Here is a 25222-nt window from a genome sequence, read left to right on the forward strand (position 1 = left end):
GAGGCAGGCAATATGGAATGTTTCCAATTTAATCTTCGCAGTTATGAGAGTCACAAAAACAGAATCATTGTCCCGATGGATGCCTATCGATCTTTCAAGCATGTACAAGCAATCTATTTCGGTATTAAAGAAGAAGCAATAGAAGTAATGACACACCAGAAAAACGACGCCACTATATATTTGTCGCAATCAATAATCAACAAACTTCACATAGAACGCCTTTCCCTTTCTACTTGCTACGTGCAAGGAGAACAGCTTATCATACAACCTTATCTCGGCGTGTTTACAGCAGGCTTTGATTCTTCATCCTCGAGACCTCTCGGTGAACGAACCGCCGTCATGGAAAATATGGCACAAGCTGGTGAAGCATACGGATGGGAAACAGCCTTTTTCGGCTATCAGCATATAAATTGGGAAGCAAACACTATAAATGCTTTCACGTTTCATGATAGTAAATGGCAGCGACAAACTTTTCCAATTCCTCATATCATTTACGATCGCATTCCAAACCGCCAAGTAGAACATCATCCTTCTGTCCATGAAGCAAAACGAAAGCTTAAGCTTCATAGTCAATGGTTTAATGAAGGATTCTTCAACAAATGGAAAATATATGATCAACTTATCCGCATACAAGGCGTTGCCCATTTGCTACCACCAACCGTTCTGCACCCATCTAGTGATAAATTATTTGACATGATCCAAAAGCATGGAAGTGTGTACATTAAACCAATCCATGGGAGCAAAGGAATCGGTATAAAAAAATGTACATTACTCACACAACTAGAAGCCATCGAATGTTCCTATTACGTCGATGAAAAGAAAGTCCACAACCGTTATTATCACTTTGATCAATTGATGAAACAACAATTCCCAAATGGCTTAGCTGGCTATATCGTCCAACCAGCCATTGCACTCCAAACCATCCGTTCTACACCGATTGATTACCGAGTTCACACAAATAAGAATGAAAAGAATGAATGGGAAGTATCTGTCGTATGTTGTAAATTCGCTGGTAAAGGAAGTTTAACTACACACGTTCAACGTGGCGGTTCCGTCCATACGTTAACTGACATTTACGCAGATTCAGAGAGCCAAGTAATATTTAACAAACTAGAACGTGCCGCTTTGCTTGTCAGCAACACATTACACCACCAGAGTAAAACCCCCTTAGGAGAATTAGGTTTAGACTTCGGGATTGATGAAGAAGGTGAAATATGGTTATTTGAAGTGAATTCTAAGCCTGGATATGCTATTTTTGAACATCCATTTTACCGACAACAACAATCTGTTATATTAACGTATCCATATCAATTCGCTACGTATTTACAACAAGCCATTTTCCACCTAAAGAAAGAACCGCTCTTTTCCTAACATAGCTCTTCATTTTCCGGAAATAATAAAAAGAAAGGAGGTAGAAACATGCCTAAAGGGAAGAAGGACCTTGAAAACGAAGGTCGAAATGCTGTGGAACTAGACGTGGATCGAATGATTAATGAAGGATTAGCAGGAGGTTCGATTCCGGCTTATTATAACAGCACGCAAATCGAGGAAGCCCGAGATTTACCTACAAACGGAGAACCTTTTCCGGCAGATAAGAACATTCATAGCGATGAAGATTCTTAAAAGAAGTCCTAGCACGAATAAAAGTGCTAGGACTTCTTCTAGATTATTTTAACTTAACGGCTCTTTACAATCATTTGCACTGCTTGCTGAATCAATTCATCAGTCGGTTCTCCATTGACATTTGATTCACGGATACACGTTTCTAAGTTTTTAGCGACAATATATCCAATCGAACGATCAATAGCTGAACGTGCTGCCGATAATTGCGTAATTACATCTTTACATTGTTTTTCCTCTTCCATCATCTTCAGTACGCCGCGAATTTGTCCTTCAATTCTCCTTAGTCGATTTTTCATATCTTGAGAATACTGATCTATTTCTGTTGGTTCCATTGTTTGTACCCCCTTCTCAAGGTGTCCTCTATATCGCCTTACATTTTCAGTAATAGTTACTTGTTATTATACTATATGATCTTCATTTTAAAAAGCTAAAGCTTACGGCATCACGTGCTGTACTGATATAATACTACGTATAGTTATCCATAACAGGAGGGATAGATCATGACACTAGAAGCTTTAAGAGCCATCTACCCTGACATGATACACGCTTCAACATCTGATCAGCAACGAGACAGTCAATATAGATGGTATAAAACAGAGAGCGGGCAACTAATAGGCTTCCCACTTACATCTTTAAATGAAAAAGAAACAAAACTACTTTCTACTTTTTTAACAGTAGCGGACGTCCATTCAACAACCTTAACCTATCGTGAACAATGTTGGTACAACTGGATATATAAAAGTGAGGGAAACAATCCCATCGATAGCAAAGAACCACTTCCAAACCAGTTTCGTTATATTTTCTTTTCGTTGGAGAATGGAGAAGAACTAGACGTTCATCATTTCCAAGAAGCTATGCAATCTATCTTTCCGAAACGTATGCCGCTTTTATGGTTAAACAAGCAGCAAGGTTTCATTATCGAAGAGTGGAGCGCTCCCCAAGAAGAAAGATATACGTTTGAGCACATTATAGACGTATTAATGAGTGATTTTCTTATCACACTCCAGTTATATATTAGCCCCTACTATGAAGCAACAGCAATGATTCAAACTGCCTATCGATGGGGAGAAAGATGCTTTAAGCTCGCTTGCAAGAAACAAACGAAACGAATCGCAATGTATCAAGACGTCATTCCTATGTTATATACAAGTTCCTTAGCTGCAAGTGATAGTGAATTTATTGTGCATACCATACTGGAGAAGGTTCGAGAGGATGAAGCATTATTACATACAGTCAAGGTATTTCTTAGTTGTAATTCCAATGCCACATTAGCGGCGAAACAATTATATATGCATCGTAACAGCTTACAGTATCGAATTGACAAGTTCATACGGAAAACTGGTGTTGATGTAAGAAAGTTTCAAGGTGCAAGCATCACCTATTTAGCACTCATGCATAGGCAATAAAAGCTTGAATAGGCACCGTGTACAAAAACGCTTACAAAAATTGTGCACGTTACCTATACTACTAATCCAAAGAATTCGATAAACTGATTGTAATGAAATCAAACGCTTCTATTTGGAGGGGAATTTATTGGCTGAAATGATACTGAATAAAATTGAAAAGGTTTACGATAAAAAGGTGACAGCTGTAAAAGACTTCAACCTACATATTAATGACAAAGAATTCATCGTTTTCGTTGGTCCATCAGGTTGTGGTAAATCAACAACCCTTCGTATGATTGCTGGCCTTGAGGAAATTTCTGGTGGCGACTTTTTCATTGATGACAAACGCATGAACGATGTTCCACCGAAAGATCGTGATATTGCTATGGTATTCCAAAACTATGCCTTATATCCTCATATGAACGTTTATGATAACATGGCTTTCGGCTTAAAACTTCGTAAATTTAAAAAAGATGAAATAGATCGTCGTGTACAAGAAGCAGCTAAAATCCTAGGTCTTGAAGAATATTTAAATAGAAAACCAAAAGCATTGTCTGGAGGTCAACGTCAGCGAGTTGCACTTGGTCGGGCCATTGTTCGGGATGCAAAAGTATTTCTGATGGACGAGCCGTTATCGAATCTTGACGCAAAGCTTCGTGTACAAATGAGAGCAGAAATCCAAAAGTTGCACCAACGCTTGCAAACAACGACAATTTACGTCACACATGATCAAACAGAGGCAATGACGATGGCCACCCGTCTTGTCGTCATGAAGGATGGGGTTATTCAACAAGTTGGACGTCCAAAAGATGTGTATGACAATCCAGAAAATGTATTTGTCGGTGGGTTTATCGGCTCCCCAGCTATGAACTTCTTTTACGGAAATCTGTCGGACGGCTATTTCAAAATGGATGATTTAAAAATGAAAGTGCCTGAAGGTAAAATGAAAGTTCTTCGTGACCAAAACTACGTTGGCAAACGTGTCATTTTAGGCGTACGTCCTGAAGATATGCACGATGAACTCGTTGTTATTAATTCTATGGAAGAGAGCAAATTAACAGCGAACATTGATGTAGCAGAATTAATGGGATCAGAATCATACTTGTATTCTTCTATCAATGGACAAGGATTTGTTGCACGTGTCAATTCTCGTTCTGATGTTGACAGTGGTCAATCCATCGACCTCGCTATCGACATGAATAAAGTGCATTTCTTCGATCACGAAACAGAAAGCAGAATAAGATAAGAAGAAGGCCATTTGTTTCTCATGACAAATGGCCTCTATGTATTGTTTTCTTCAATTGCATAACTTTGTTCGTTGCCGCAGTTAAAGCAGTATAACAAATGAACACATGTATGATTTAGCGATGAACAACTATCCCCATCTATCATCTTCAGCCCTTCATCTTGTAAATAAGGACTATATTCATCAAAATAATCCGCGACACGACCTTGGTTGTTCATTATTTGATTACAATTTAAACATTGCATTTGTAACGATTGCAAACCATTACACACAGGGCATATAAACATTTCTTCCCTCCATCACGGAAAGGGAGAATGACGATACATTCTCCCTTCAGCCATTCCGTATTTAATTATGATTGTTGTCCGCTGTATTGCTGTTCCGCCATTTGTACTAAACGCTTTGTAATTTCTCCACCTACGGAACCATTTTGGCGAGACGTAGAATCTGGACCTAATTGAACCCCAAACTCTTGAGCAATTTCGTATTTCATTTGATCCAATGCTTGTTGAACTCCAGGGACTACTAATTGATTTGAATTATTATAAGCCATTTGTTTTTCACCTCCTGTGTGAACTTATTATCACCAGGATGCTCAAGCATTATCACAAAAATAAGTTGCCAATTTTTATCGCTATTGGTCGTGAAACAATGCAGTGGATAACATTACCGGTTATAACCCTCAACATATATCACATAATACAACTGTAAATAAATTATATATTGCGGGCTTATTATTCTGGTGCAAATCCAGCAAAAGCCCACCACCAAAATAAAAAAGAGGTGAATTGTTATGGCGAACAATAACTCTAATCAGCTTGTCGTACCTGGTGTACAACAAGCTCTCGATCAAATGAAATATGAGATTGCACAGGAATTCGGCGTACAGCTTGGTCCTGATTCTACTTCCCGTCAAAACGGATCTGTAGGTGGCGAAATCACGAAACGACTAGTACAAATGGCTGAACAACAATATAGCAGCCAACAACCGAATCAATAAAGAGATAAAATAAATCATGGCTAACCCCCTCAAAGAATAAAATCCTTGAGGGGGTTATTTATTACATTATTTAGCATTAGGCTTTGTCATCGCTTGCACATCAATGTACGCTTCAAATTGTTCTTCAGTCAAATTACCTGTTTGAACAGCAGCTTCTTTTAAAGTAAGCTTATGTTCAAAGGCATACTTGGCAATTTTCGCAGCATTTTCATACCCGATATGAGGATTTAAAGCTGTTACTAACATTAATGAATCATTTAAATTCTGATTGATTTGCTCATGATCTGGTTCTAACCCTTTGAGGCATCGATCATTAAACGAATGCATGGCATCAGCTAATAGCTGACATGATTGCAAGAAATTATAAGCAATAACAGGTTTAAATACATTTAATTCAAAGTTACCTTGACTAGCTGCAAAGCCAATCGTCGCATCATTTCCCATTACCTGTGTTGCAACCATCGTTACAGCTTCACTTTGCGTCGGGTTTACTTTTCCAGGCATAATCGAACTCCCCGGTTCATTGGCAGGAATTGTAATTTCTCCAATTCCACAACGAGGACCACTAGCTAACCAGCGCACATCATTGGCAATCTTCATTAAGTCACCCGCTAACGCTTTAAGCGCCCCATGCGAATGCACAAGCTCATCATGACTCGTTAAAGCATGGAATTTATTCAAAGCAGAAGTAAACGCTTCATTCGTTTCCTCATTAATAGCTTTACATACCATCTCTGAGAAATGAACGTGGGCATTTAACCCTGTTCCTACTGCTGTACCACCAATCGCTAGTTCACGCACATATGTAAGACTTTCCTTCAACATTGCTTCTGTTTTCTCTAGCATTCTGTGCCAACCACTAATTTCTTGTCCTAACGTTAATGGTGTTGCATCTTGTAAGTGTGTACGACCAATTTTTACAATATCTGAAAAGGCTTCCATCTTCTCTTTGAGCGTTACTTTCATTGCTTCTAATGCTGGTAATACTTCCTTTTCTACTTTTAGTACTGCCGCAATATGCATGGCAGTTGGATACGTATCATTTGAACTTTGGGATTTATTCACATCGTCATTTGGATGCAGCTTTATTTCCTTGTTTTGCTCTATTAACCATTCGTTACCTACGTGAGCTATCACTTCATTGACGTTCATGTTAGATTGCGTTCCACTACCTGTTTGCCATACAACTAACGGAAAATGTTCTTCTAATTCACCATTTACAATGCGATCTGCCGCTATCGCAATTGCGTTCGCTTTTTCTTTTTCAAGAAGCCCTAGTTCACTGTTGGCTTTCGCTGCACTTTTCTTTAAAATAGCGAATGCGTGCACGACTTCTTTCGGCATTTTCTCTTGACCTATTGGGAAATTTTGAACACTTCGCTGCGTTTGCGCCCCCCAATATTTGTCTGCAGGTACTTTTATTTCTCCTAGTGTATCTTTCTCCGTACGATATTCCATCTTACCCCTTCTCCTTTCTGTCATCACATATAGCGTTGTGATGCGCTTACATTTTAAATGTGGTGAATGCTACCACTTGTATTCTTTCGCTATTTATTATAACATTCCTGCCTGTAGAAGAAATATCACTTATGACTATTCACAATATATTACTAAAATGACCCACAATAGGCGTTTCTTTTCCTATATAATAGGTAATGATGCACAGTTACATATTCAGAATACACTCACACTGTACTCTATCATGAATGAAAGAAGGATTCCCTTATGCCAAATATTTGGACACACATACTATTTTGTGAGGACGTTATGGACTCTATAAACGCCCCCCAACAATTAAATGCAGTTCAACCTTACCTTAATCTAGGAGCTCAAGGACCAGACCCTTTCTTTTATCACAATTTCCTACCATGGCAAAAGGATACTCGTGTACACGAAATAGGAAATGCGCTACATTATCGTCATTGTGGTCCTTTTTTAATCTCTCTTATTGAAGAAGCAGCTAATCAATCGGATGAAACGAAAGCTTACGTTACCGGATTTGTTACGCATCATATTCTAGACCGAAACACTCATCCATTCATTAATTACTTTGCAGGCTATGAGAAAAACAAACACCAAGCATTTGAAGTAATTATTGACACGATCATGATGCAACGGTACCGACATATGAAAACATGGAAATCACCCGTTTATAAAGAGATCAATGTAGGTTCCACCTTAGATAAGGAAATCGAGGAACTTCTAAATAAGTTAATCGCATTTTATTATCCAGATGAACATAAAAACGTTCCAACGAATTATATTAAAGCTTCATACAAAGACATGAAACAAGCCTTGCATATACTTTTTGATCCGTACGGTTGGAAAAATGCACTATTAGGTTCACTCGTCTCATCATTTTCCCACCAACCAATAAAAAAAGAACTAGACTATTTAAACGAACAGCATCGTACTTGGCACCATTCTGCTACCAACGAAGAGCAAACAGAAAGCTTCTTAGACTTATACGAACAAGCTAGAGCGGAAGGAATAGAAGTGATTGACGAACTGTGCAGATACTGGAGAGCTCCGACAACGAACAAAAAAAACACATTAACATTACTAATTGATAACCGGTGTTATGACACAGGCAAACCGCTTCATTTAAACTTAAAGAATCAATATTGTAATCCCATTATATAAACGTACAAGACTGCATTACTATGATAATCATTGCTCAGAACTCACAACTCTGAGCTTTCTTTTTTACAAACACCGCGCCATTTATAACAAAATAAGCAGGTAAACCACATAGACAGCTTTCCTGCTCGATTCTCTAAGTTATTCCACTATTCATAGTAATGCTTTATCGTGTTGCTAGCTTATGATTCGTTGCGTTTTCCGCTTCTTCTATCCCTTTATGAACATCAATTTTATGAAGCAATATAACTCCAACAATAAAAAACAATAAAATCGATAATATACCCATTCGACTAGAGCCAGTCAAAGCTCCTACTGTTGCGAATAGAAATGGTCCAAATATTGCCGCGAATTTAGAAGAGATGCCGAAGAAACCGAAGAATTCTGCGTGTCGATCAGGTGGAGCCATTTTGCCAAATAGTGAACGACTAAGTGCTTGAGCACCACCTTGTACAACACCCACTAGAGTAGCTAGAATATAAAAGTGAACCGCAGAAGTCATAAAGAAACCTAGTAAAATAATAACAACGTACACGTATAAGGAGAATAACAAAGCTTTCTTACCTGTTATTCTTTCCGCTAACCAACCGAATAAGAACGTACAAGGAATTCCAACAAATTGAGTGATAAGTAAGGCTGCTATCATATGAGAAGAACCAATTCCAATCGAAGCACCGTAGCTCGTAGCCATAACGATAATGGTAGAAATTCCATCATTATATAACCAAAATGCAACTAGAAAGAGTGTTAATTGTTTATATTGATTAATTTCTTTAAACGTACGACCAACTCTACTAAAACCTAGCTTCACATACGATGTAGGGCGTGGTTTATGTTCTGTAAGTGTATGATCTTTAACGTTTGTAAACAATGGGATAGAAAAAACAAACCACCATATACTGACGGTTACAAACGCAAGCTTCGTTCCCGCAGTTTCTGATGCTAGACCGAACCAGCTCGGATTTTGAATCATGAACAAATTAATCGCTAACAGGATTCCACCACCAAAATAGCCTAACGCATACCCCATAGAAGAAACACGGTCTATGTTACTTCCTTTCGCAACTTCAGGAAGAAATGCGTCATAAAATACGTTAGCCCCTGAAAAACCAACTGTTCCGAGAATAACAATTAAAGAAGCAAAGAAATATTCACCTGAATCTACGAATACTAACAAAAGTGTAGAAAGCATACCCAAAATGGCAAAAAATCGAAGAAATTTCATTTTCGATGCAGTATAATCACTGATAGCACCTAATATTGGTGCTAAAATAGCGACAATAAGAACAGCTATCGACTGCGTATATCCCCAATAGCTTGTTGCAAGCGTTGGGTCGATGGTTGAGGCCGCTACATATGTATAAAATATCGGTAATACCGCTGCCATAATTGTAGTGGCAAAAGCGGAATTGGCCCAATCATAAAGCGCCCAGCTTCTAATTATTTTCTTATTCATAAACCTTTTACCCACACTTTCCAAATAGATATACAATCAGCATAGCAAAGTCATCTAGTGTCGTACATAATTTTTTCCGTATTTTTACACAAACATAACAATTACTTAATAAGGAGACGAATGATGAATATTACAATTTTTGGTGCAACAGGACGAGTAGGCCATCAAATAGCCACACTGCTTCACGAGCAAGGGCATCACGTCCAGTCACTCGTAAGAAACAAGCAAAAAGCACAGAACTTAATTCCATTTGCAAACATTATACATGGAGACGTCACTAGTCATGTCGATGTAGATCGTGCAATTAAAGGTGCAGATTATGTTATGTCTGCTTTAGGTACAGATAAGACAACGACATTATCACAAGCTATGCCACTTATCATTCAATCCATGTACGCTCATCAACTCAACCGTATTATTACAATCGGAACAGCTGGAATATTGAATAGTAGATGTGAGGAAACGAAATACCGCTACCAAACAGCAGAATCGAAACGCAAGAAAACGTTTGCTGCCGAAGAACATGCAACTGTCTATCAACATCTGAAGCAGTCCACCTTAGATTGGACGATTATTTGCCCAACCTATTTACCTGACGGAGGTGAAGAAGGAGGCGTTCGCTATGAACGTCACTTCCTTCCAATTGATGGGGAACGTATTACAACTGGAGATACCGCCAAGTTTGCAGTGGATACGTTAAAGAGCCATTCTTTTTCTAAATGCCGGGTAGGAATTTGCTATTAATTAAAAGAAAAAGCTAGCATGACGATAAAACGTCATGCTAGCTTTACATTCTTTAGTATTTAAAATGAGCGACCATTGATTGGAGTTCCACAGCCATATCTGATAATTGTTTCGCAGTTGCAGACACTTCTTCCATGGAAGCTAACTGTTCTTCTGTTGCTGCAGAAATACTTTCGATTTGTGAAACGTTTGATTCTGTGTGTGTCTTGATTTCTTGAATAGAACCATTCACTTCTACAGCTCTAGTAGCCAACTCTTGAGAAGTTGCAGACACTTGCTGTATTTGCGATGAAACTGTACTTACAAACGACGTGATATCTTCAAACGACTGATTCGCTGTTTGAACTACTTGAATTCCTTCATCCACCGCTTGTGTCCCTTCATTCATTGATACTGTTGCATCCTGTACATCACGTTGAATGTTCTGGACTAATTCTCGAATCTGATCTGCAGAACGAGAAGACTCCTCTGCCAATTTACGAATTTCTTGTGCAACAACTGCAAATCCTTTTCCTGCCTCTCCTGCTCTCGCTGCTTCTATGCTAGCATTCAGTGAAAGTAAATTCGTCTCTTCTGTAATGCTTGTAATAACATTAATGATGTCACCTATTTCGCCTGAACGTTTGCTTAACTGGTTCATGTTAAGTTCTAAGTCGGTCATTTTTTGATTAATATGATTCATTTGTGTAATCGTCGTTTCAATTGATTGATTTCCTACTTCGACGACTTCTGTGGCTTGCAATGCTGTACTCGCGACTTCCTGTGAACTAGTAGAAATGGACTGTACTCCATTCGATATATTGCTTACAACTTCAGTCATATGTTGCACCTGCTCCGTTTGATCATTTGTACTTTGAGCAAATGTTTGGGTGCTCGATGCAATATGTTCAGACGATTGACTCGTTTGGCTTGTGCTGGCTTCAAATTCTTCCGATGTTGCAGCCAGCGTTTGGGATTTCTCACTTACACGAATGAGTAAATTCCGGAGCGTATCAATCATATCATTAAATAAAACAGCAAGCTGACCGAATTCATCTTTGGATTTCAACTCCACTTTATTACTTAAATCTCCTTGTTGAATTTGTTTCGCATGACTCATTAACAATTGCAAAGGCGTGTTTATAGACCGGATAATAAACCATACCACAGCTGCACCGACAATAATAGAAAGGACAATGATGACAGACGTAGTAGTCAAAATGGGTTCTGATTGACTCGCTATATCTTTCATTGCTACAGAACCTGCTATCTTCCATCCTGTGATTTTATTCGTCGTGTAGATTAATGCTTTCTCTTCTCCACTATAACTATAATCAACAACTCCGGAATCCTTCTCCATCATCTCATCTATCCATTTGCCTTCTCCCTGTTCCCCCGTTGTTTCTGTTGGGTGAACCAAATACTTATTTTCGCTAGATAGAATAAACGGATAGCCATTGCTACCAATTGATTGAGCTAGTACCATTTCTGATAACGAAGTCAAACTAATATTAACGCCAACAATTCCTTCGCCACTTTGCAATTGTTGCGCAACAGATACAATAATTTCACCTGTTCCAGCATCAACAAAAGGTTCTGTGATGATTCCTTCTTTTGTACTTGCAGCTTCTTGATACCAGGTCCGTTCCCTCGGGTCAAAGTTTTCACCTAAATCATTCTCCGGATAAATGGTAATATCCCCATCACCCGTTCCTACATAAATAGCAAGTACTTCTGGTCGAAGCTTCTGATATTGCTTAAACTGATTCATCGTTTCTTTTTCTTCATCTATGTTAATCGATCCAGTAAAATAATTCACATCTTCATACACTGTTCTTACCGTCTTATTAATAAAAGAATTAATAAAATCCACATTGCTACTCGCATTATTAATAAGTGTTTCATCTACAGTGCTTTTTGCCGTAAAGTATCCCATGGCTCCAATAACGATACTAGGTGCTAGCAAAACAAGCATAAAACTTACGATTAGTTTTTGCTTCATTTTCATAAAAAACCGCTCCATCCTCTTTTGTAGTCTAATCCCGAATAATACAACATTTATTATCGGTAGCAACAACGAATCGTTTAGCTTTTCTATGACGAAGTAAACATTTTTTTCTTTTTCTTTGTAATAAAATCAATTTTAGAATGCAATAACCTTATTAAAATCTAAAAAATGTATTTTGTGGATTCGCATTGATTTTGATGTCATATTTTTAATATATTTGGTATTAATTAGTTGGAAGAAGAGAAGGAAATGGAGTTTTATATTAGATAAGGCGGAAAATGTAGTATTGATTCAATGTTAGGAAATTCTTTTTTTACACACCAAAATCCTAGCACGCCAATCAGTGCTAGGATTAATCTATTAATCATTCACGACATTTTCCTATTTCACATTAAAGCGATTTATTCGTGAGTGAACGGTTTATATAATTCACTCAATTCCATAAAGCGTTCTTTATCCTGCTGATCAATGGCATCGTTTAATTGTGCTTCAATATGATGTTTATTCCACATGTAGCATAATTCATCTAACACAAGGACAGAGGCTAATTTTAATTCAAATGCTACTTCCTTCTTGGCAGTGACTTTCTTCTTCCCTTTCATAAAGGTACTCTTGATTTGGTAAGAAACCTTTTGTTTTTTCATGGAACATACCCCCTGGTTCCTTTTTTTTAGTATATTACATTATGGTTAAAATTGAAACAATATTCTGAAAATATTTCTTGATTTTATTTTACCCAACTTTAACCAAAATCAAACATAAAAAAAAAACGAGAAGGAGTTCTCCTCTCGTTCATTTCCTTTATACCGGGCGGTGAATACGCTTCGTAATATCGACTGTACGCTTTGCTTGATGCATAACAGCTTCTTTAACATCCTCTTGCATCTTCCCATCCTGATCTACTGTTACGCTCGTTCCATACGGATTCCCACCTGAAGTAAATGCAGAAGCATCTGTGTATCCAGGTGCAGCTACAATCGCTCCCCAGTGGAACATCGTCGTGTACAAATTAGTAATAGTTTGTTCTTGACCACCGTGAGGATTAGAAGCAGAAGACATGGCACTTACTACTTTATTAACGAGCTTACCATTTAACCAAAGTCCACCTGTACCATCTAAGAAGCTCTTCACTTGTGATGGTACATTTCCAAAACGGGTTGGGATAGAAAAAATATACCCTTCTGCCCACTCTAAATCAGCATTCGTTACTTCTGGTACATCGTTTGTTGCCTCTAGATGTTGTTTCCAAGCAGAATTACTTTCTATCGCTTGTTGCGGAGCAGTTTCAGGTACTTTAAGAACACGAACCTCTGCTCCTGCCTCTTTAGCTGCTTCTTCTGCCCACTTCGCTAATTGATAGTTCGTTCCAGTTGAACTGTAATAAATAACGGCTAACTTTGTCATCGTTTTTCACTCCTTAACGGGTAGTAATTTGCTTTCATTGCATATGTAAATGAAAGCAATTTAAGTATATATATTGAATTCAAAAATTTCAAACAATAAAGCCAACAATATAGAATAAGTGAGATAGTGGTACTGTGTAATTGGCTGATATTCATGATTTCCCCTTTTTCATATTGAATGAAACTACGTAAATGTTGTAGTATGGAAACTTCCTTCTCTTTTGTCAATACATCTGCATCAAGCAATGTATGTTTCTCTAGACCCACCTAATTAAGATTTGATACACTAATATTTCTAGAAAGAGTGAATATGGAGGTCACGTAAATGAATGAGTACGATCAATTAAAAAAAGGAGAAAAAGGAGCTATCCTAAGCATTTGTGCCTATCTCATTTTATCTGTTCTTAAATTAATGGTTGCCTCGTTTGGAAACTCAGAAGCACTTCGAGCAGATGGATTGAATAATATTACAGATGTTATAGCTTCCGTTGCTGTGTTAGTTGGGTTGCGTATTTCTAGAAAGCCTCCTGATCGTGATCACCATTATGGCCACTTTCGAGCGGAAACCGTTGCCTCCCTTATCGCCGCATTTATTATGATTACAGTAGGTATACAAGTTATTATTGCGACCATGCAGCAATTACTTTCAGGATATGAACGACATCCAGACATGTTGACCGCATGGACTGCATTAGGTTCTGCCATCGTAATGCTCATCGTCTATCGATACAATTTAAGGTTATCAAAGAAAATTAATAGTCATTCCCTCTACGCAGCTGCTCAAGATAATCGCTCCGACGCCCTAGTTAGTATTGGTGCCTTTGTAGGTATCATAGGTGCTCAATTTGGCGCGACCTGGCTTGACCCGGTTGCCGGATTTATTGTCGGACTGATAATTTGTAAAACGGCATACGACATATTTAGAGATGCCAGCCACGCTTTAACAGATGGAATTGACGAACAGCTGCTCGATGACATCCATACCACTATTGCACAAGACCCTGAAGTAAAACGGATAAAAGACGTTAAAGCTCGGCTCCTTGGTAGTCAAATACTTGTTGATGCTACCATACATGTTGAAGGTGATTTGAGTGTACACGAAAGTCACGAAATTACCGACCGAATCGAAGCAATGTTAGAACGAGAACACCAAATCAAACATACCCAAATCCATATAGAACCGTACGAATAACGAAAGAAAGCTCACTATTACAAAGGTGAAGAGCTTGCTTTTTTCAGCCTATGTATAAAGCACAAAAACAAGCTCCTTATTCATAGAGGAGCTTGTTTCTGTTTTATGATATTTCATCTACAACAGCCATTAATTTGTTCATATCTTTCCAACCATATGCCGTTTCTTCATACGTACCTTTCCCAATCGTCACTACTTCCGCTTCTACTGGTTCTGCTCCGTATTTGGCGTAAAATCTTCGGTACGGATTTTGACTTAATATCCATACGAGAAGAGAGCGGTAGCCTTGCTTTTGCATCATGTCTACAAACTGTTTAAACAATCGTGAGCCATACCCTTTCCCTTGATATCCTGCTAGCATATAGACGGCATAAATCTCTCCATCATAGCCGTAATTCTTTGTTCTTTCTCTTCCACCTGAGATAAAGCCGACAATTTTCCCCTCTTCTTCTGCAACTAAGACAATTTGACCATTTATTTGTTTCGTCAACACTGTTTCCCATAAAGTAATACGATTTTGCAACGTTAAACTTTGAATATCTTGTTGCTCAACTACATTTTCATACGTCGTCTTCCAACTATAAATATGAACATGTGCGATAGCTTGTGCATCTTCTTTTGTAGCTTTGCGTATATGCATCATAGAACCCCTTTCTATGTATAGATAAAACTTAGTCACTATATAAGTAGTAGAAACGCCACCCTAAGATGACGTTCTAGCATTATTAAGAGCATTGAAATGTAGCGATGCGATTCGTGTCTATTCCGAAATATACCCACTGTTGTTGCCTTCTTCTCCACCGATAACCTGCAACAGATGTCCGTCCTATAAAAGTCGGATAGAACCAAAAAGCTCTACCATTATTTAATCGAACCCACGTATACCGATATAGGCAGCCGTAAAGGGAACCTGGATCAACAGCTTTCAACATTGGTTGATCATATCCCTGCTCAAACCCTTGTCCCCCTGGTGGTACTGCTGGAGGTGGACCTAGTGGTTGCCCTTGTCCTGGTCCTCCTGGTGGGCCAAATGGTGGTTGTTGTCCTGGTCCTCCTGGCGGGCCAAATGGTGGTTGTTGTCCTGGTCCTCCTGGCGGGCCAAATGGTGATTGTTGTCCTGGTCCTCCTGGCGGGCCAAATGGTGATTGTTGTCCTGGTCCTCCTGGCGGGCCAAATGGTGATTGTTGTCCTGGTCCTCCTGGCGGGCCAAATGGTGATTGTTGTCCTGGTCCTCCTGGCGGGCCAAATGGTGATTGTTGTCCTGGTCCTCCTGGCGGGCCAAATGGTGATTGTTGTCCTGGTCCTCCTGGCGGGCCAAATGGTGATTGTTGTCCTGGTCCTCCTGGCGGGCCAAATGGTGATTGTTGTCCTGGTCCTCCTGGCGGGCCAAATGGTGATTGTTGTCCTGGTCCTCCTGGCGGGCCAAATGGTGATTGTTGTCCTGGTCCTCCTGGCGGGCCAAATGGTGATTGTTGTCCTGGTCCTCCTGGAAAGAACACTTGGCCAAACCAATCTAATCCTTGATTTTGACGAGGATCATACATAGTCGTATATCTCCTTCCCGTGATAAATTCTCTATACTATATGCGAGAACATCACACGCGTGATAAACAACTAGAAGAAGGAAATTAGCCACTACATCCTTTAAACTCCTATTAATGCCAAACACATTGCTTAAAATACCATAACTAACTTTTATTATACCTATTTATGCGAAAATTAGGAAGGTATAGATAATTTCATCGTGCATATCTAATGTAACGCCAATAAACTCTGGGGCTGATAGACGCTTACCAAATTAATTATAGCCGTTCAATAATTGCTGCCGTCGACATGCCATGACCAATGCATATTGTAAGTAATCCGTACTTTCCATTTATACGTTCTAACTCATGTACTAACGTCGTCATTAATTTCACACCAGTTGCCCCTAATGGATGACCTAACGAGATAGCTCCTCCATTAACATTAACTTTGGTCCAATCTGCTTGAAGTTCCTTTTGCCAAGCTAACACAACCGGAGCGAACGCTTCATTAATTTCGATTCGATCCATATCATCTATCGTTAAGTGTGCTTTTTGGAGTATTTTCTGCGTTGCTGGAATAACGCCATCAAGCATCAATGTTGGATTGGATCCTACAACGACGCGGTGGAGAATACGCGCTCTCGGCTTTAGTCCTAACTGCTTTGCCTTCTGTCTCTCCATCAACAATATTGCAGCTGAACCATCACTCATTTGACTAGCATTTCCAGCTGTTATAACTCCATTTTCTTTAAAAACAGGTTTTAACTTCGCTAAAGCTTCCAGTGATGTACCATTACGAGGTCCTTCGTCGCTTTCTATAAGAAGCTCGTTTCCGTCTTCATCTTGTCCTTGAACCGGATGGATTTCATATTGAAAACGTCCCATTGATATAGCCGAAAGTGCGCGTTGATGGCTTTGGTACGCATATTCATCTAATTGTTGTCGTTTCAATCCATATTTCTCAGCAATTAACTCTGCAGACACGCCTTGATGAACGATATGGTGCTTTTCATAAACGCTCTTTGGAATCGTATCCTTATTTCCATCACTTAAAATGGGTACGCGCGTCATACTTTCTACCCCAGCAGCAATCGTAATATCCATGTCACCAGCCAAAATTTCTTGAGCTGCAAAATGAAGTGCTTGCTGACCAGATCCACACATCCGATTAATTTGGACAGCTGGAACCTCAACAGGAAACTTCGCATCAAGAGCTGCTAATCTTCCAATGTTGTAGCCTTGTTCAGCAACAGGTGAAACACATCCCATTACAATATCTTCTATCAAACCTTTTTCAATGCCTGCACGTTTCACTACTTCACTTAAAACTTGAGAAGCTAAATGGACAGGATGAATATTTCGAAAGCATCCTTTTCGTTTCCCGACTGGTGTTCTTACTGCCTCAACAATAACAACTTCACGTGTCATTTCAACCCTTCTCTCATTGATTTATATGTATGTAAGAAACAGAGACTTTACTTGATGAAGGAGTAAAAGAAAGGAGACTCCCCCCTTCCTTTACTCCTTTGAAGATGCGAAATGTTCATTCAAACTATCACGTAATGCACGTTTCAAAAACTTTCCGACAGACGTTTTAGGGATTTCTTCCATGAAGACGATTTCATCTGGAAGCCACCATTTGGCGAATTGTAGTGCTAAAAAGTCGTACAGTTCCTCTTTCGAAACCGTCTTCCCTTCATGGCAAACGACACAGGCTAGAGGTCTTTCTTGCCACTTCTCATGGGGAATTGCAATAACTGCTGCTTCATACACTGCCTCATGTGCCATAAGTGTATTTTCTAAGTCAACAGAAGAAATCCACTCACCACCGCTTTTTACTAAGTCTTTCGTACGGTCAACAATTTTGATAGCCCCTTCTTCATCCACCGTTACAACATCTCCTGTATAGAGCCAGCCATCTTGAAACGCCTGTTGTGTTCTCTCGTCCTTATAATATTCATCAGCAATCCACGGGCCACGTAACAATAATTCACCCATTTCCTTTCCATCCCAAGCCACTTCTCCGTTTTTCCCCATCACCTTCATCTCAAGTCCCGGAGCCAAAACACCTTGCTTAGCACGAATGTTAAGAATCTCTTCCTCTGGTAAATCCATTTGATAACTTTTTAATGTCGACATTGCCGCAAGTGGTGTCGTTTCCGTCATACCATAAGCAGGTATACATGGAATATTATATTTTAATTCAAATTCTTGTATCACACTTTTCGGAGATGCTGAACCACCGCTTAGTACTGCTCGTAAACTACTCGTATCGTACTGACCTGTATCAAGTTCCCTTAATAAACCGAGCCAAATAGTTGGTACACCAGCTGTAATAGTGACTTTTTGTGTATCAATTAATTCCGCTAGTGCCTTCGGTGTAAATTGTGGACCAGGCATGACTTGTGTTGTACCAAACCAAACAGAGAGAAATGGTAATCCCCACGCATTTACGTGGAACATTGGTACAACAGGCATGGCTACATCCGCTTCCCGAACACCTCCCATATCAGCTAAACCTAATGCCATACTGTGTAACACAATAGAACGATGTGAATACACAACACCTTTTGGATTACCAGTAGTAGCAGATGTATAACACATACCAGCTGGTGCGTGTTCATCTAAATCTTTTTTGAATTCATAAGTTGGATCAGCATCTTTCAGAAGAGATTCATAATGATAGACAGGGCTTAGTGTGGTTTCAGGTAGCTCGTCTTTATCTGTCATAATGACGTAAGCTTCTACTGTGTTTAAATTAGTTTGGACAGCTTCAACGAGTGGAAGAATGTCTTCATCTATGAGCAACACTTTATCTTCAGCGTGGTTTACAATGTAGGAAACGTGTTGTGGCGATAAGCGAATATTAATGGTGTGTAATACAGCTCCAATACCTGGAATAGCAAAGTATGCTTCCAGATGACGATGGTGATTCCAAGCTAGCGTTCCAACACGTTCGCCTTCTTGAACACCTAGCTTTTTCAGTGCATGAGATAACTTTCTCGTACGTTTGCCGAGCTCTTTATAGTTTACTCGGTGAATTCCATCCAGCGTCCGAGAAATAACTTCCTTCTTAGGAAAAAACTTCTCCGCTCGCTCCATCATCATTGGTAATAATAAAGGTGTATTCATCATATATTATCGTACCTCCATTTGGTTTTTTTTGTAAACAAAGATCGTTCGCACCCCTTTTTATTTACATGGCTTTATCAATCGGACATTCGATAAAAAGGTAGTACCTATATCCCCTCACCTTCTTTGATAACGCTTACAACAAACATCTCTTGTGCTCTTTTTAACAACCTTACTTAACTATAATTTCACGTACTAGAGTAAAATCCCTGCTATATTTAAGAATTTTCTGTATTATTCTTAGATAATTCTATTTCTGGGTAATGTTCTGGATGTAATAGTTGAGCCAGTTGCTGCAAGCCAATAAGCAATCTCGGAGAAGGTCGACAATAATAAGCTTCTTGCAACGTGTAAATGCGGTCATGACGAACAGCACTCACCTCTTCCCATTGCGGCCTCTTTCGAATCAATTCTGGGTTCATTTTCTTCTCCGCTATCCCTACCCAAACCATACAAATGATATCTGGATTACGCCGGCGCACTTCCTCCCAATCTGTTTTCACATTTGCACGAGGATCGGAAGCGAATACATTCAATGCGCCTGCGAGCTCACTGATTTCTGTCAACCAATTCATTCCACCAGGAGTAAAGATAGGCTTCGGCCACCATTCCCAATACAGCGTCGGTTTATCCGTGATTCCTGATGCAATTTGTCGATAGTTTGCTAGAATTTCTCTGTATCTTTCTGCAACACGCTTCGCCTTTTCATACGTACCAGTATGCTCCCCAACAGTTATAAGATCTTCCGCAATCTCTTCTAAAGAATTCGGATTTAACACGATGTAAGGTAAGTTCCGCTTCCTTAACTCTTCGATATTCTTTTCCATACCAGGTACACTTAAGGAGGCTAATACGAGATCAGGGTGCAATGATTCTACCTTATCCATATCAATCGATAAATCCGAACCTACTTGTGGTAACTGTCTTACTTCTTCTGGCCAATCAGAATATTGGTCAACCCCTACTAATTGATCCGTTAAATCTAAGTATCCGACTAGCTCCGTATTGCTTGGACAAATGGAAATAAGTCGCATGCTTTCCCCCCCTAATGTATTCTATAACTTTTTGAATAGTATAACATTTCTGTGGCTTATAAAGAAAACGGTTGAACCTTTATTTAACTGAAATGGTTTGATATGATCAAAATGTGAAACTAACAGTCTTTTTTAAACGTATATAAAGGAAGCTTGCAAAATGCAAAGGTGGGATAAAATGATTGAAATAAATCACGTAACGAAAAGCTTCTCTACGAGTAAAAAAGCAGTCGACAATCTCAACTTAACAATACCAGCTGGGAAAATCTTCGGATTCCTCGGCCCTAATGGTGCTGGTAAATCCACAACTATTAAAATGATGACGGGAATTCTTCCTATTGATGAAGGAAGCATCACCATAAATGGATTTGATATTACAAAGCATCCAATTGAAGCAAAGAAAATATTTGGCTACGTACCAGATAGCCCTGACTTATTTTTGCGTTTAAAAGGTATTGAGTATTTAAATTTTATTGGTGATGTGTATGATGTGCCTTCCGATGTTCGCCAAGAAAAAATAGCATACCTCACGAAGACTTTCGGTATTTATGACGCTTTAAATGACACGATTCAAACGTATTCCCACGGCATGCGCCAAAAAATAATTGTCAGTGGTGTATTGCTTCACGAACCGAAAGTATGGATTTTAGATGAACCATTAACAGGGCTTGACCCGAAATCCTCTTATTCTCTAAAAGAAATGATGCGAGAACATGCCCAGAAAGGATATACGGTATTTTTCTCTACTCACGTATTAGAAGTAGTTGAGCAGCTATGTGATGAGGTAGCCATTATTAATGAGGGAACATTGTTATTCCATGGAACATTGGAAGAAATGCGCACTAAATTCACCTCTGATGGTTCATTAGAGCAAATGTTCTTGGAGTTGACGAATCATGAATAAAACATTTTTACTATCCAAAATGATTCTTACGTTATCATTTTCAGAACTTTTTAAAGATACGCGTGCAAAACGTAATGCCTTTTTTGTTTTTTTAGGGTTTCTTCCACTAATTGTTATATGGCTTTATATCTTATCTAGCATTATCAGCTCATCGATATACATACTAGCACCATCAGATAATGAGCCGATCATATTAGGAATACTATTTGTCTTAACTGCCATTATTACGGTATTATTCAGTATTCCTTCTGTCATTTCTTCTTATTATTTTGCAGATGACATGGAAAACTATTTAACAATGCCATTTCACCCGTACCAACTAGTAATCGGAAAATCTCTCGCCCCGTTACTAATTACTTATATGGTAAACCTTGCAATCCTAGCACCTACTATGATTTTTTACGGAATGGCTACAGGAAGCGGCATCTTATATGTGTGCCTGAGCATCTTTATTTTCATCCTATTTCCTATCATTCCGTTCATAGTTGCAGCACTAATTGTTATGCTTGGGATGCGATACGTGAATATTGCTAAAAATAAAGACCGTTCCAAAGTGTATGCAGGCATTTTTTCTTTAGTATTCATTATTGGCTTTAATATCATCATTCGGTTAAATACGAATTCCAATCAAATGTCACAAGAAATTGGTAGTTGGTTGAATCAGCAAGAGCAATTGGTATGGCAGGTCACAAAGTTATTCCCTAGTGCTTATGTAGCTACCAACACCTTAACTAGTTCAACGTGGTGGATGATGATACTGTTCCTTATTCTATTTATCGTGCTAACCGCACTTGCACTCTATCTATTTATTACAATCGGACAGCGAATGTACTTTAAAGGTATGCTTGGGATTAATAAAGGAGGGAAAGGGAAAAAGAAACAACATATTGAAAAGAGAATAGGGTCTAATCCAACACTTGTAACATTAACAAAGAAAGAATTAAAAACAATCGTACGAACACCTAACTTTTTTATGAATTGTATTGTGCAAAGTTTATTCTTGCCTGTTTTCTTTGTCGCGATGATTGCTTTCGATGATAGCATTGGATCCATCGCATCATTCATACAAAGTTCAAATGAAGTAAACGTCTTATTAACAACATTTTCTATCACTGTATTTATGCTTGGTATTAACTTGACGGCAACATCATCGATTTCAAGAGATGGGCAGTGGTGGTTTACCAACCTTTATATCCCGATAGAGCCTAAGACTGTCATATACAGCAAAGTTATAACGGCTTGGATTATAGAAGGGATCTCCATCATTTTACTCGGTGGTATCTTTCTATACTTAGGTGTACCAACCATTCCTTTGCTGATGTGGGGTATTCTAGTAACCATGGTAAGTTGGATAAGTGGCACTTTAGGAACAATTATAGATTTACATTATCCTGCATTGAATTGGACAGATGAACAAGAAATATTTAAAATGCGCTACATTCCGCTTCTTAGCTTCCTCATTCAAATTTTTGTGTTTGGTGCAGCTATATTGGCTATATGGCGTCTTCCGTATTTCACAGGTGTATGGCAAACGTTTCTTGCTATGAGTGTTGTTCTTGTCATTGCGATTTACTTAGGCAACCATCTATTAAAAAAGGCCATTCAAAAACATTATTTTCATATGTTATAAAAGAGGTTGGGACATAACCATGAAAATCAAAAAGGCGCATGAAATCACATTTAAAAACCTTGACTTCATGCGCTTTCTATTTTGGGAAAATCAGAAATTTCATTGATATCTTAACTTCTGTCCCCGCCTCTTCATAATTATTTATTTGACAATCATAACAGGACAAGGTGCACCATGTGATACTTTATGAGAAACGCTACCTAATACCATCTCTTGAATAGCGTTTAAGCCTCTACTTCCTATCACAATGACATCCATTTCTTCCTCTTTAGCAAAACGGTTAATAGTAGGACCAGGTTCTCCTTTTAATAATTTATATTCAAAAGTAACCCCTTCCTCTTCTAGAATCTGTTCAATAGGTCGAATTCGTTCATGTCGAACAGCTTCTAAGTAGGCACCATTTCCTCCACTACTAATGACATCGTGTTTGGAAGATACGGCATCTACTACATATACGACAGTCACCTTTGCATTTGAATCCCCTTTTGCTAAGTACGCTGCATGCTTTGCTGCTGTTTCTGCATGTTTGGAGCCATCTGCTGCTAGTAAAATATGCTTATACATCTATTTATCCACCTCACTAAACTTATTTTTCCCATCATACCACGTTTCTGCAATTATTCACCATCGGAAAAAATTCAGACATAAAAATGTCACTTTTACCTTACCACCCTCTAAATAGAAGAAATCAATAGATTTTAAAAGAAAACAACACATTAAAACGCTTACATGGCGTTATTTGATTTTCCTACTTCATGTTATAATCTGATTCGTTGCAATCGGTTAAGACTTTCGATATGGTCGATAGTCATTATAAAAAATAAGAGAGAGGTGTTGTTTTGAACATCGAAACAATGAAAAGAGAATGGTTCGGTAATGTGAAAGGAGATATTCTTTCAGGCGTATTAGTGGCGCTCGCCCTTATTCCTGAAGCAATTGCTTTTTCCTTAATTGCCGGTGTAGATCCTATGGTTGGTCTATATGCTTCATTCTGTATTGCAGTTGTAATTGCATTTATCGGTGGACGTCCTGGTATGATTTCTGCTGCAACAGGTGCGATGGCTTTATTAATGGTTACCCTTGTAGCAGAACACGGTTTGGAGTATTTACTAGCAGCAACGATTTTAACAGGGGTCATTCAACTTATTTTTGGCTTGTTAAAAGTCGGTCGCTTCATGAAATTCATTCCCAGATCTGTTATGGTTGGATTCGTGAATTCATTAGCTATTTTAATTTTCATGGCTCAGTTAGAACATTTCGTTGGCGCTAACGTCTACATGTATTTAATGGTTGTAGGTTCTTTGGCGATTATTTACATGTTGCCCCTCGTTACGAAAACGATCCCTTCACCACTAGTTGCGATTATCGTCATGACAATTGTTGCGATTACAACTGGTGTCAACGTAAAAACGGTTGGTGATATGGGTGAATTAGTGGCTGAATTACCTATATTCCTCATTCCAGATATACCGTTAACATTAGAGACGTTGAAAATCATCTTCCCGTATTCTTTAGCACTTGCGATGGTAGGTTTATTAGAATCATTGTTAACTGCACAAATTGTCGATGATATGACAGATACTACAAGTGACAAGAACAAAGAAGCTCGCGGGCAAGGGATAGCAAACATTGTTGCAGGATTCTTTGGTGGTATGGCTGGTTGTGCAATGATTGGACAATCTGTTATCAACGTGAAAGCAGGTGGGCGCGGCCGTTTATCTACACTTGTTGCCGGTATCTTCTTAATGATGCTAATCGTCATGTTCCAGGATATTCTCGTACAAATTCCAATGGCTGCTTTAGTTGGAGTAATGTTCATGGTTTCTATCGGGACGTTTGATTGGTCTTCTTTAAAGACGCTACACCTAATGCCTAAGACAGATGCTGCCGTGATGATTGTAACAGTAGTAACCGTTGTATATACACACGATTTATCCAAAGGTGTTATTGCAGGTGTACTATTAAGCGCGATTTTCTTCGTAGCCAAAATTTCGAATACCAAAGTAGAGAAAACGTTCGATGAACAACGCAACAAGCGTATGTACATTGTAAAAGGAGAAATGTTCTTCGCTTCGGTTTCCACTATTCCATCTCAATTTGATTACAAAGAAGAAGGAATCGATGCTGTTGTGATCGACTTCAGTCAAACCCACGTATGGGACGACTCTGCTGTTGGAGCGATTGACAAGGTTTTAATGAAGTTTAAAGAGCAAGGTAAACAAGTAGAAATCATTGGACTTAATGAAGATAGTACAACGCTAGTCAACAAACTAGCTGTTCATGATAAAAACTAATCGAGTAGAGGGAAAAGTTAAGTAAC

At 38.8% G+C, this 25222-nt stretch carries 25 protein-coding genes; 11 read left to right on the forward strand and 14 right to left on the reverse strand.

Annotated features, from left to right (window positions below):
- Positions 1 to 12: 12 nt before the first annotated feature.
- Together N784_RS13155 and N784_RS13160 are read left to right on the forward strand one after the other, a co-directional pair.
- Complete coding sequence (locus N784_RS13155; RefSeq protein WP_052127314.1) at positions 13 to 1371, forward strand: YheC/YheD family endospore coat-associated protein; 1359 nt, start codon at positions 13 to 15, stop codon at positions 1369 to 1371.
- 48 nt (positions 1372 to 1419) lie between these two features.
- Positions 1420 to 1623, forward strand: a complete 204-nt coding sequence (locus N784_RS13160; protein WP_036835638.1) for a hypothetical protein — start codon at positions 1420 to 1422, stop codon at positions 1621 to 1623.
- 53 nt (positions 1624 to 1676) lie between these two features.
- Here N784_RS13160 and N784_RS13165 read toward each other — a convergent pair whose 3' ends face one another.
- Complete coding sequence (locus N784_RS13165) at positions 1677 to 1955, reverse strand: metal-sensitive transcriptional regulator (protein WP_036835639.1); 279 nt, start codon at positions 1953 to 1955, stop codon at positions 1677 to 1679.
- A 168-nt stretch (positions 1956 to 2123) separates the two neighbouring features.
- Between N784_RS13165 and N784_RS13170 the strand changes: the two genes are divergently transcribed.
- Positions 2124 to 3029, forward strand: a complete 906-nt coding sequence (locus tag N784_RS13170; protein WP_036835640.1) for a PucR family transcriptional regulator — start codon at positions 2124 to 2126, stop codon at positions 3027 to 3029.
- 127 nt (positions 3030 to 3156) lie between these two features.
- Complete coding sequence (locus tag N784_RS13175) at positions 3157 to 4254, forward strand: ABC transporter ATP-binding protein (RefSeq protein ID WP_036835641.1); 1098 nt, start codon at positions 3157 to 3159, stop codon at positions 4252 to 4254.
- Between the two features lie 35 nt (positions 4255 to 4289).
- Here the strand turns inward: N784_RS13175 and N784_RS13180 are convergent, their stop codons facing one another.
- Together N784_RS13180 and N784_RS13185 are read right to left on the reverse strand one after the other, a co-directional pair.
- Entirely contained in the window at positions 4290 to 4541 is a 252-nt protein-coding gene (locus tag N784_RS13180; protein WP_036835642.1) for a hypothetical protein, read from the reverse strand.
- A gap of 65 nt (positions 4542 to 4606) precedes the next feature.
- Positions 4607 to 4807, reverse strand: coding sequence for an alpha/beta-type small acid-soluble spore protein (locus tag N784_RS13185; RefSeq protein WP_036835643.1), 201 nt, complete (start codon positions 4805 to 4807; stop codon positions 4607 to 4609).
- A 240-nt stretch (positions 4808 to 5047) separates the two neighbouring features.
- Between N784_RS13185 and N784_RS13190 the strand changes: the two genes are divergently transcribed.
- Positions 5048 to 5254, forward strand: coding sequence for an alpha/beta-type small acid-soluble spore protein (locus N784_RS13190; protein ID WP_036835644.1), 207 nt, complete (start codon positions 5048 to 5050; stop codon positions 5252 to 5254).
- A 66-nt stretch (positions 5255 to 5320) separates the two neighbouring features.
- Here N784_RS13190 and fumC read toward each other — a convergent pair whose 3' ends face one another.
- Positions 5321 to 6712, reverse strand: a complete 1392-nt coding sequence (gene fumC / locus N784_RS13195; RefSeq protein WP_036835645.1) for a class II fumarate hydratase — start codon at positions 6710 to 6712, stop codon at positions 5321 to 5323.
- Between the two features lie 267 nt (positions 6713 to 6979).
- Between fumC and N784_RS13200 the strand changes: the two genes are divergently transcribed.
- Entirely contained in the window at positions 6980 to 7897 is a 918-nt protein-coding gene (locus tag N784_RS13200) for a zinc dependent phospholipase C family protein (protein ID WP_036835646.1), read from the forward strand.
- Positions 7898 to 8060: 163 nt separating this feature from the next.
- Here the strand turns inward: N784_RS13200 and N784_RS13205 are convergent, their stop codons facing one another.
- Positions 8061 to 9350 carry an MFS transporter gene (locus N784_RS13205; RefSeq protein WP_036835647.1) on the reverse strand — a complete coding sequence of 430 codons (1290 nt, stop codon included), beginning with the start codon at positions 9348 to 9350 and terminating at the stop codon, positions 8061 to 8063.
- 123 nt (positions 9351 to 9473) lie between these two features.
- On the opposite strand from N784_RS13205, the gene N784_RS13210 reads away from it, so the two are divergent.
- Positions 9474 to 10094, forward strand: coding sequence for an NAD(P)-dependent oxidoreductase (locus N784_RS13210; RefSeq protein WP_036835648.1), 621 nt, complete (start codon positions 9474 to 9476; stop codon positions 10092 to 10094).
- A 52-nt stretch (positions 10095 to 10146) separates the two neighbouring features.
- Here the strand turns inward: N784_RS13210 and N784_RS13215 are convergent, their stop codons facing one another.
- From N784_RS13215 to wrbA, 3 genes are all read right to left on the reverse strand, one after another.
- The gene (locus tag N784_RS13215; RefSeq protein ID WP_052127315.1) at positions 10147 to 12081 is read right to left on the reverse strand and encodes a methyl-accepting chemotaxis protein; all 1935 of its coding nucleotides are present in this window, start codon (positions 12079 to 12081) and stop codon (positions 10147 to 10149) included.
- Between the two features lie 401 nt (positions 12082 to 12482).
- Positions 12483 to 12725, reverse strand: a complete 243-nt coding sequence (locus N784_RS13220) for an IDEAL domain-containing protein (protein WP_036835649.1) — start codon at positions 12723 to 12725, stop codon at positions 12483 to 12485.
- Between the two features lie 157 nt (positions 12726 to 12882).
- The gene (gene wrbA, locus N784_RS13225) at positions 12883 to 13485 is read right to left on the reverse strand and encodes an NAD(P)H:quinone oxidoreductase (protein WP_036835650.1); all 603 of its coding nucleotides are present in this window, start codon (positions 13483 to 13485) and stop codon (positions 12883 to 12885) included.
- 324 nt (positions 13486 to 13809) lie between these two features.
- Here wrbA and N784_RS13230 point away from each other — a divergent pair, with 324 nt between their 5' ends.
- Positions 13810 to 14676: a cation diffusion facilitator family transporter gene (locus N784_RS13230; protein ID WP_036835651.1), complete on the forward strand. Its 867-nt coding sequence runs from the start codon at positions 13810 to 13812 to the stop codon at positions 14674 to 14676.
- 103 nt (positions 14677 to 14779) lie between these two features.
- Here the strand turns inward: N784_RS13230 and N784_RS13235 are convergent, their stop codons facing one another.
- From N784_RS13235 to N784_RS13255, 5 genes are all read right to left on the reverse strand, one after another.
- Positions 14780 to 15316: a GNAT family N-acetyltransferase gene (locus tag N784_RS13235; RefSeq protein ID WP_232306023.1), complete on the reverse strand. Its 537-nt coding sequence runs from the start codon at positions 15314 to 15316 to the stop codon at positions 14780 to 14782.
- A gap of 85 nt (positions 15317 to 15401) precedes the next feature.
- On the reverse strand, positions 15402 to 16220 hold the full coding sequence (locus N784_RS17195; RefSeq protein WP_332307855.1) for a hypothetical protein: 819 nt from the start codon (positions 16218 to 16220) through the stop codon (positions 15402 to 15404).
- Between the two features lie 258 nt (positions 16221 to 16478).
- On the reverse strand, positions 16479 to 17630 hold the full coding sequence (locus N784_RS13245) for a thiolase family protein (protein ID WP_036835653.1): 1152 nt from the start codon (positions 17628 to 17630) through the stop codon (positions 16479 to 16481).
- Between the two features lie 90 nt (positions 17631 to 17720).
- A complete protein-coding gene (locus N784_RS13250; RefSeq protein WP_036835654.1) occupies positions 17721 to 19337 on the reverse strand; it encodes a long-chain fatty acid--CoA ligase in 1617 nt (538 codons plus the stop codon).
- 215 nt (positions 19338 to 19552) lie between these two features.
- Complete coding sequence (locus tag N784_RS13255; protein WP_036835655.1) at positions 19553 to 20368, reverse strand: cobalamin-binding protein; 816 nt, start codon at positions 20366 to 20368, stop codon at positions 19553 to 19555.
- 178 nt (positions 20369 to 20546) lie between these two features.
- On the opposite strand from N784_RS13255, the gene N784_RS13260 reads away from it, so the two are divergent.
- The gene (locus tag N784_RS13260; RefSeq protein WP_036835656.1) at positions 20547 to 21272 is read left to right on the forward strand and encodes an ABC transporter ATP-binding protein; all 726 of its coding nucleotides are present in this window, start codon (positions 20547 to 20549) and stop codon (positions 21270 to 21272) included.
- Positions 21265 to 22902 carry a putative ABC transporter permease subunit gene (locus N784_RS13265; RefSeq protein ID WP_036835657.1) on the forward strand — a complete coding sequence of 546 codons (1638 nt, stop codon included), beginning with the start codon at positions 21265 to 21267 and terminating at the stop codon, positions 22900 to 22902. Before N784_RS13260 ends, N784_RS13265 begins: the two co-directional genes overlap by 8 nt.
- Before the next feature lie 141 nt (positions 22903 to 23043).
- Here N784_RS13265 and N784_RS13270 read toward each other — a convergent pair whose 3' ends face one another.
- Positions 23044 to 23466: a universal stress protein gene (locus N784_RS13270; RefSeq protein ID WP_036835658.1), complete on the reverse strand. Its 423-nt coding sequence runs from the start codon at positions 23464 to 23466 to the stop codon at positions 23044 to 23046.
- A 275-nt stretch (positions 23467 to 23741) separates the two neighbouring features.
- Between N784_RS13270 and N784_RS13275 the strand changes: the two genes are divergently transcribed.
- Complete coding sequence (locus tag N784_RS13275) at positions 23742 to 25196, forward strand: SulP family inorganic anion transporter (protein WP_036835659.1); 1455 nt, start codon at positions 23742 to 23744, stop codon at positions 25194 to 25196.
- The last annotated feature ends 26 nt before the right edge of the window (positions 25197 to 25222 follow it).

The organism is Pontibacillus litoralis JSM 072002, assembly GCF_000775615.1.
GTDB classification, from domain to species: Bacteria; Bacillota; Bacilli; order Bacillales; family BH030062; genus Pontibacillus; species Pontibacillus litoralis.

What these genes read in the sequence shown, in the direction of transcription:
- N784_RS13155 (WP_052127314.1), top strand. Translation starts at nt 13, where the DNA reads ATGGAATGTTTCCAATTTAATCTTCGCAGTTATGAGAGTCACAAAAAC.
- N784_RS13160 (WP_036835638.1), top strand. Translation starts at nt 1,420, where the DNA reads ATGCCTAAAGGGAAGAAGGACCTTGAAAACGAAGGTCGAAATGCTGTG.
- N784_RS13165 (WP_036835639.1), bottom strand. Translation starts at nt 1,955, where the DNA reads ATGGAACCAACAGAAATAGATCAGTATTCTCAAGATATGAAAAATCGA.
- N784_RS13170 (WP_036835640.1), top strand. Translation starts at nt 2,124, where the DNA reads ATGACACTAGAAGCTTTAAGAGCCATCTACCCTGACATGATACACGCT.
- N784_RS13180 (WP_036835642.1), bottom strand. Translation starts at nt 4,541, where the DNA reads ATGTTTATATGCCCTGTGTGTAATGGTTTGCAATCGTTACAAATGCAA.
- N784_RS13185 (WP_036835643.1), bottom strand. Translation starts at nt 4,807, where the DNA reads ATGGCTTATAATAATTCAAATCAATTAGTAGTCCCTGGAGTTCAACAA.
- N784_RS13190 (WP_036835644.1), top strand. Translation starts at nt 5,048, where the DNA reads ATGGCGAACAATAACTCTAATCAGCTTGTCGTACCTGGTGTACAACAA.
- fumC (WP_036835645.1), bottom strand. Translation starts at nt 6,712, where the DNA reads ATGGAATATCGTACGGAGAAAGATACACTAGGAGAAATAAAAGTACCT.
- N784_RS13200 (WP_036835646.1), top strand. Translation starts at nt 6,980, where the DNA reads ATGCCAAATATTTGGACACACATACTATTTTGTGAGGACGTTATGGAC.
- N784_RS13205 (WP_036835647.1), bottom strand. Translation starts at nt 9,350, where the DNA reads ATGAATAAGAAAATAATTAGAAGCTGGGCGCTTTATGATTGGGCCAAT.
- N784_RS13210 (WP_036835648.1), top strand. Translation starts at nt 9,474, where the DNA reads ATGAATATTACAATTTTTGGTGCAACAGGACGAGTAGGCCATCAAATA.
- N784_RS13215 (WP_052127315.1), bottom strand. Translation starts at nt 12,081, where the DNA reads ATGAAAATGAAGCAAAAACTAATCGTAAGTTTTATGCTTGTTTTGCTA.
- N784_RS13220 (WP_036835649.1), bottom strand. Translation starts at nt 12,725, where the DNA reads ATGAAAAAACAAAAGGTTTCTTACCAAATCAAGAGTACCTTTATGAAA.
- wrbA (WP_036835650.1), bottom strand. Translation starts at nt 13,485, where the DNA reads ATGACAAAGTTAGCCGTTATTTATTACAGTTCAACTGGAACGAACTAT.
- N784_RS13230 (WP_036835651.1), top strand. Translation starts at nt 13,810, where the DNA reads ATGAATGAGTACGATCAATTAAAAAAAGGAGAAAAAGGAGCTATCCTA.
- N784_RS13235 (WP_232306023.1), bottom strand. Translation starts at nt 15,316, where the DNA reads ATGCATATACGCAAAGCTACAAAAGAAGATGCACAAGCTATCGCACAT.
- N784_RS17195 (WP_332307855.1), bottom strand. Translation starts at nt 16,220, where the DNA reads ATGTATGATCCTCGTCAAAATCAAGGATTAGATTGGTTTGGCCAAGTG.
- N784_RS13245 (WP_036835653.1), bottom strand. Translation starts at nt 17,630, where the DNA reads ATGACACGTGAAGTTGTTATTGTTGAGGCAGTAAGAACACCAGTCGGG.
- N784_RS13250 (WP_036835654.1), bottom strand. Translation starts at nt 19,337, where the DNA reads ATGATGAATACACCTTTATTATTACCAATGATGATGGAGCGAGCGGAG.
- N784_RS13255 (WP_036835655.1), bottom strand. Translation starts at nt 20,368, where the DNA reads ATGCGACTTATTTCCATTTGTCCAAGCAATACGGAGCTAGTCGGATAC.
- N784_RS13260 (WP_036835656.1), top strand. Translation starts at nt 20,547, where the DNA reads ATGATTGAAATAAATCACGTAACGAAAAGCTTCTCTACGAGTAAAAAA.
- N784_RS13265 (WP_036835657.1), top strand. Translation starts at nt 21,265, where the DNA reads ATGAATAAAACATTTTTACTATCCAAAATGATTCTTACGTTATCATTT.
- N784_RS13270 (WP_036835658.1), bottom strand. Translation starts at nt 23,466, where the DNA reads ATGTATAAGCATATTTTACTAGCAGCAGATGGCTCCAAACATGCAGAA.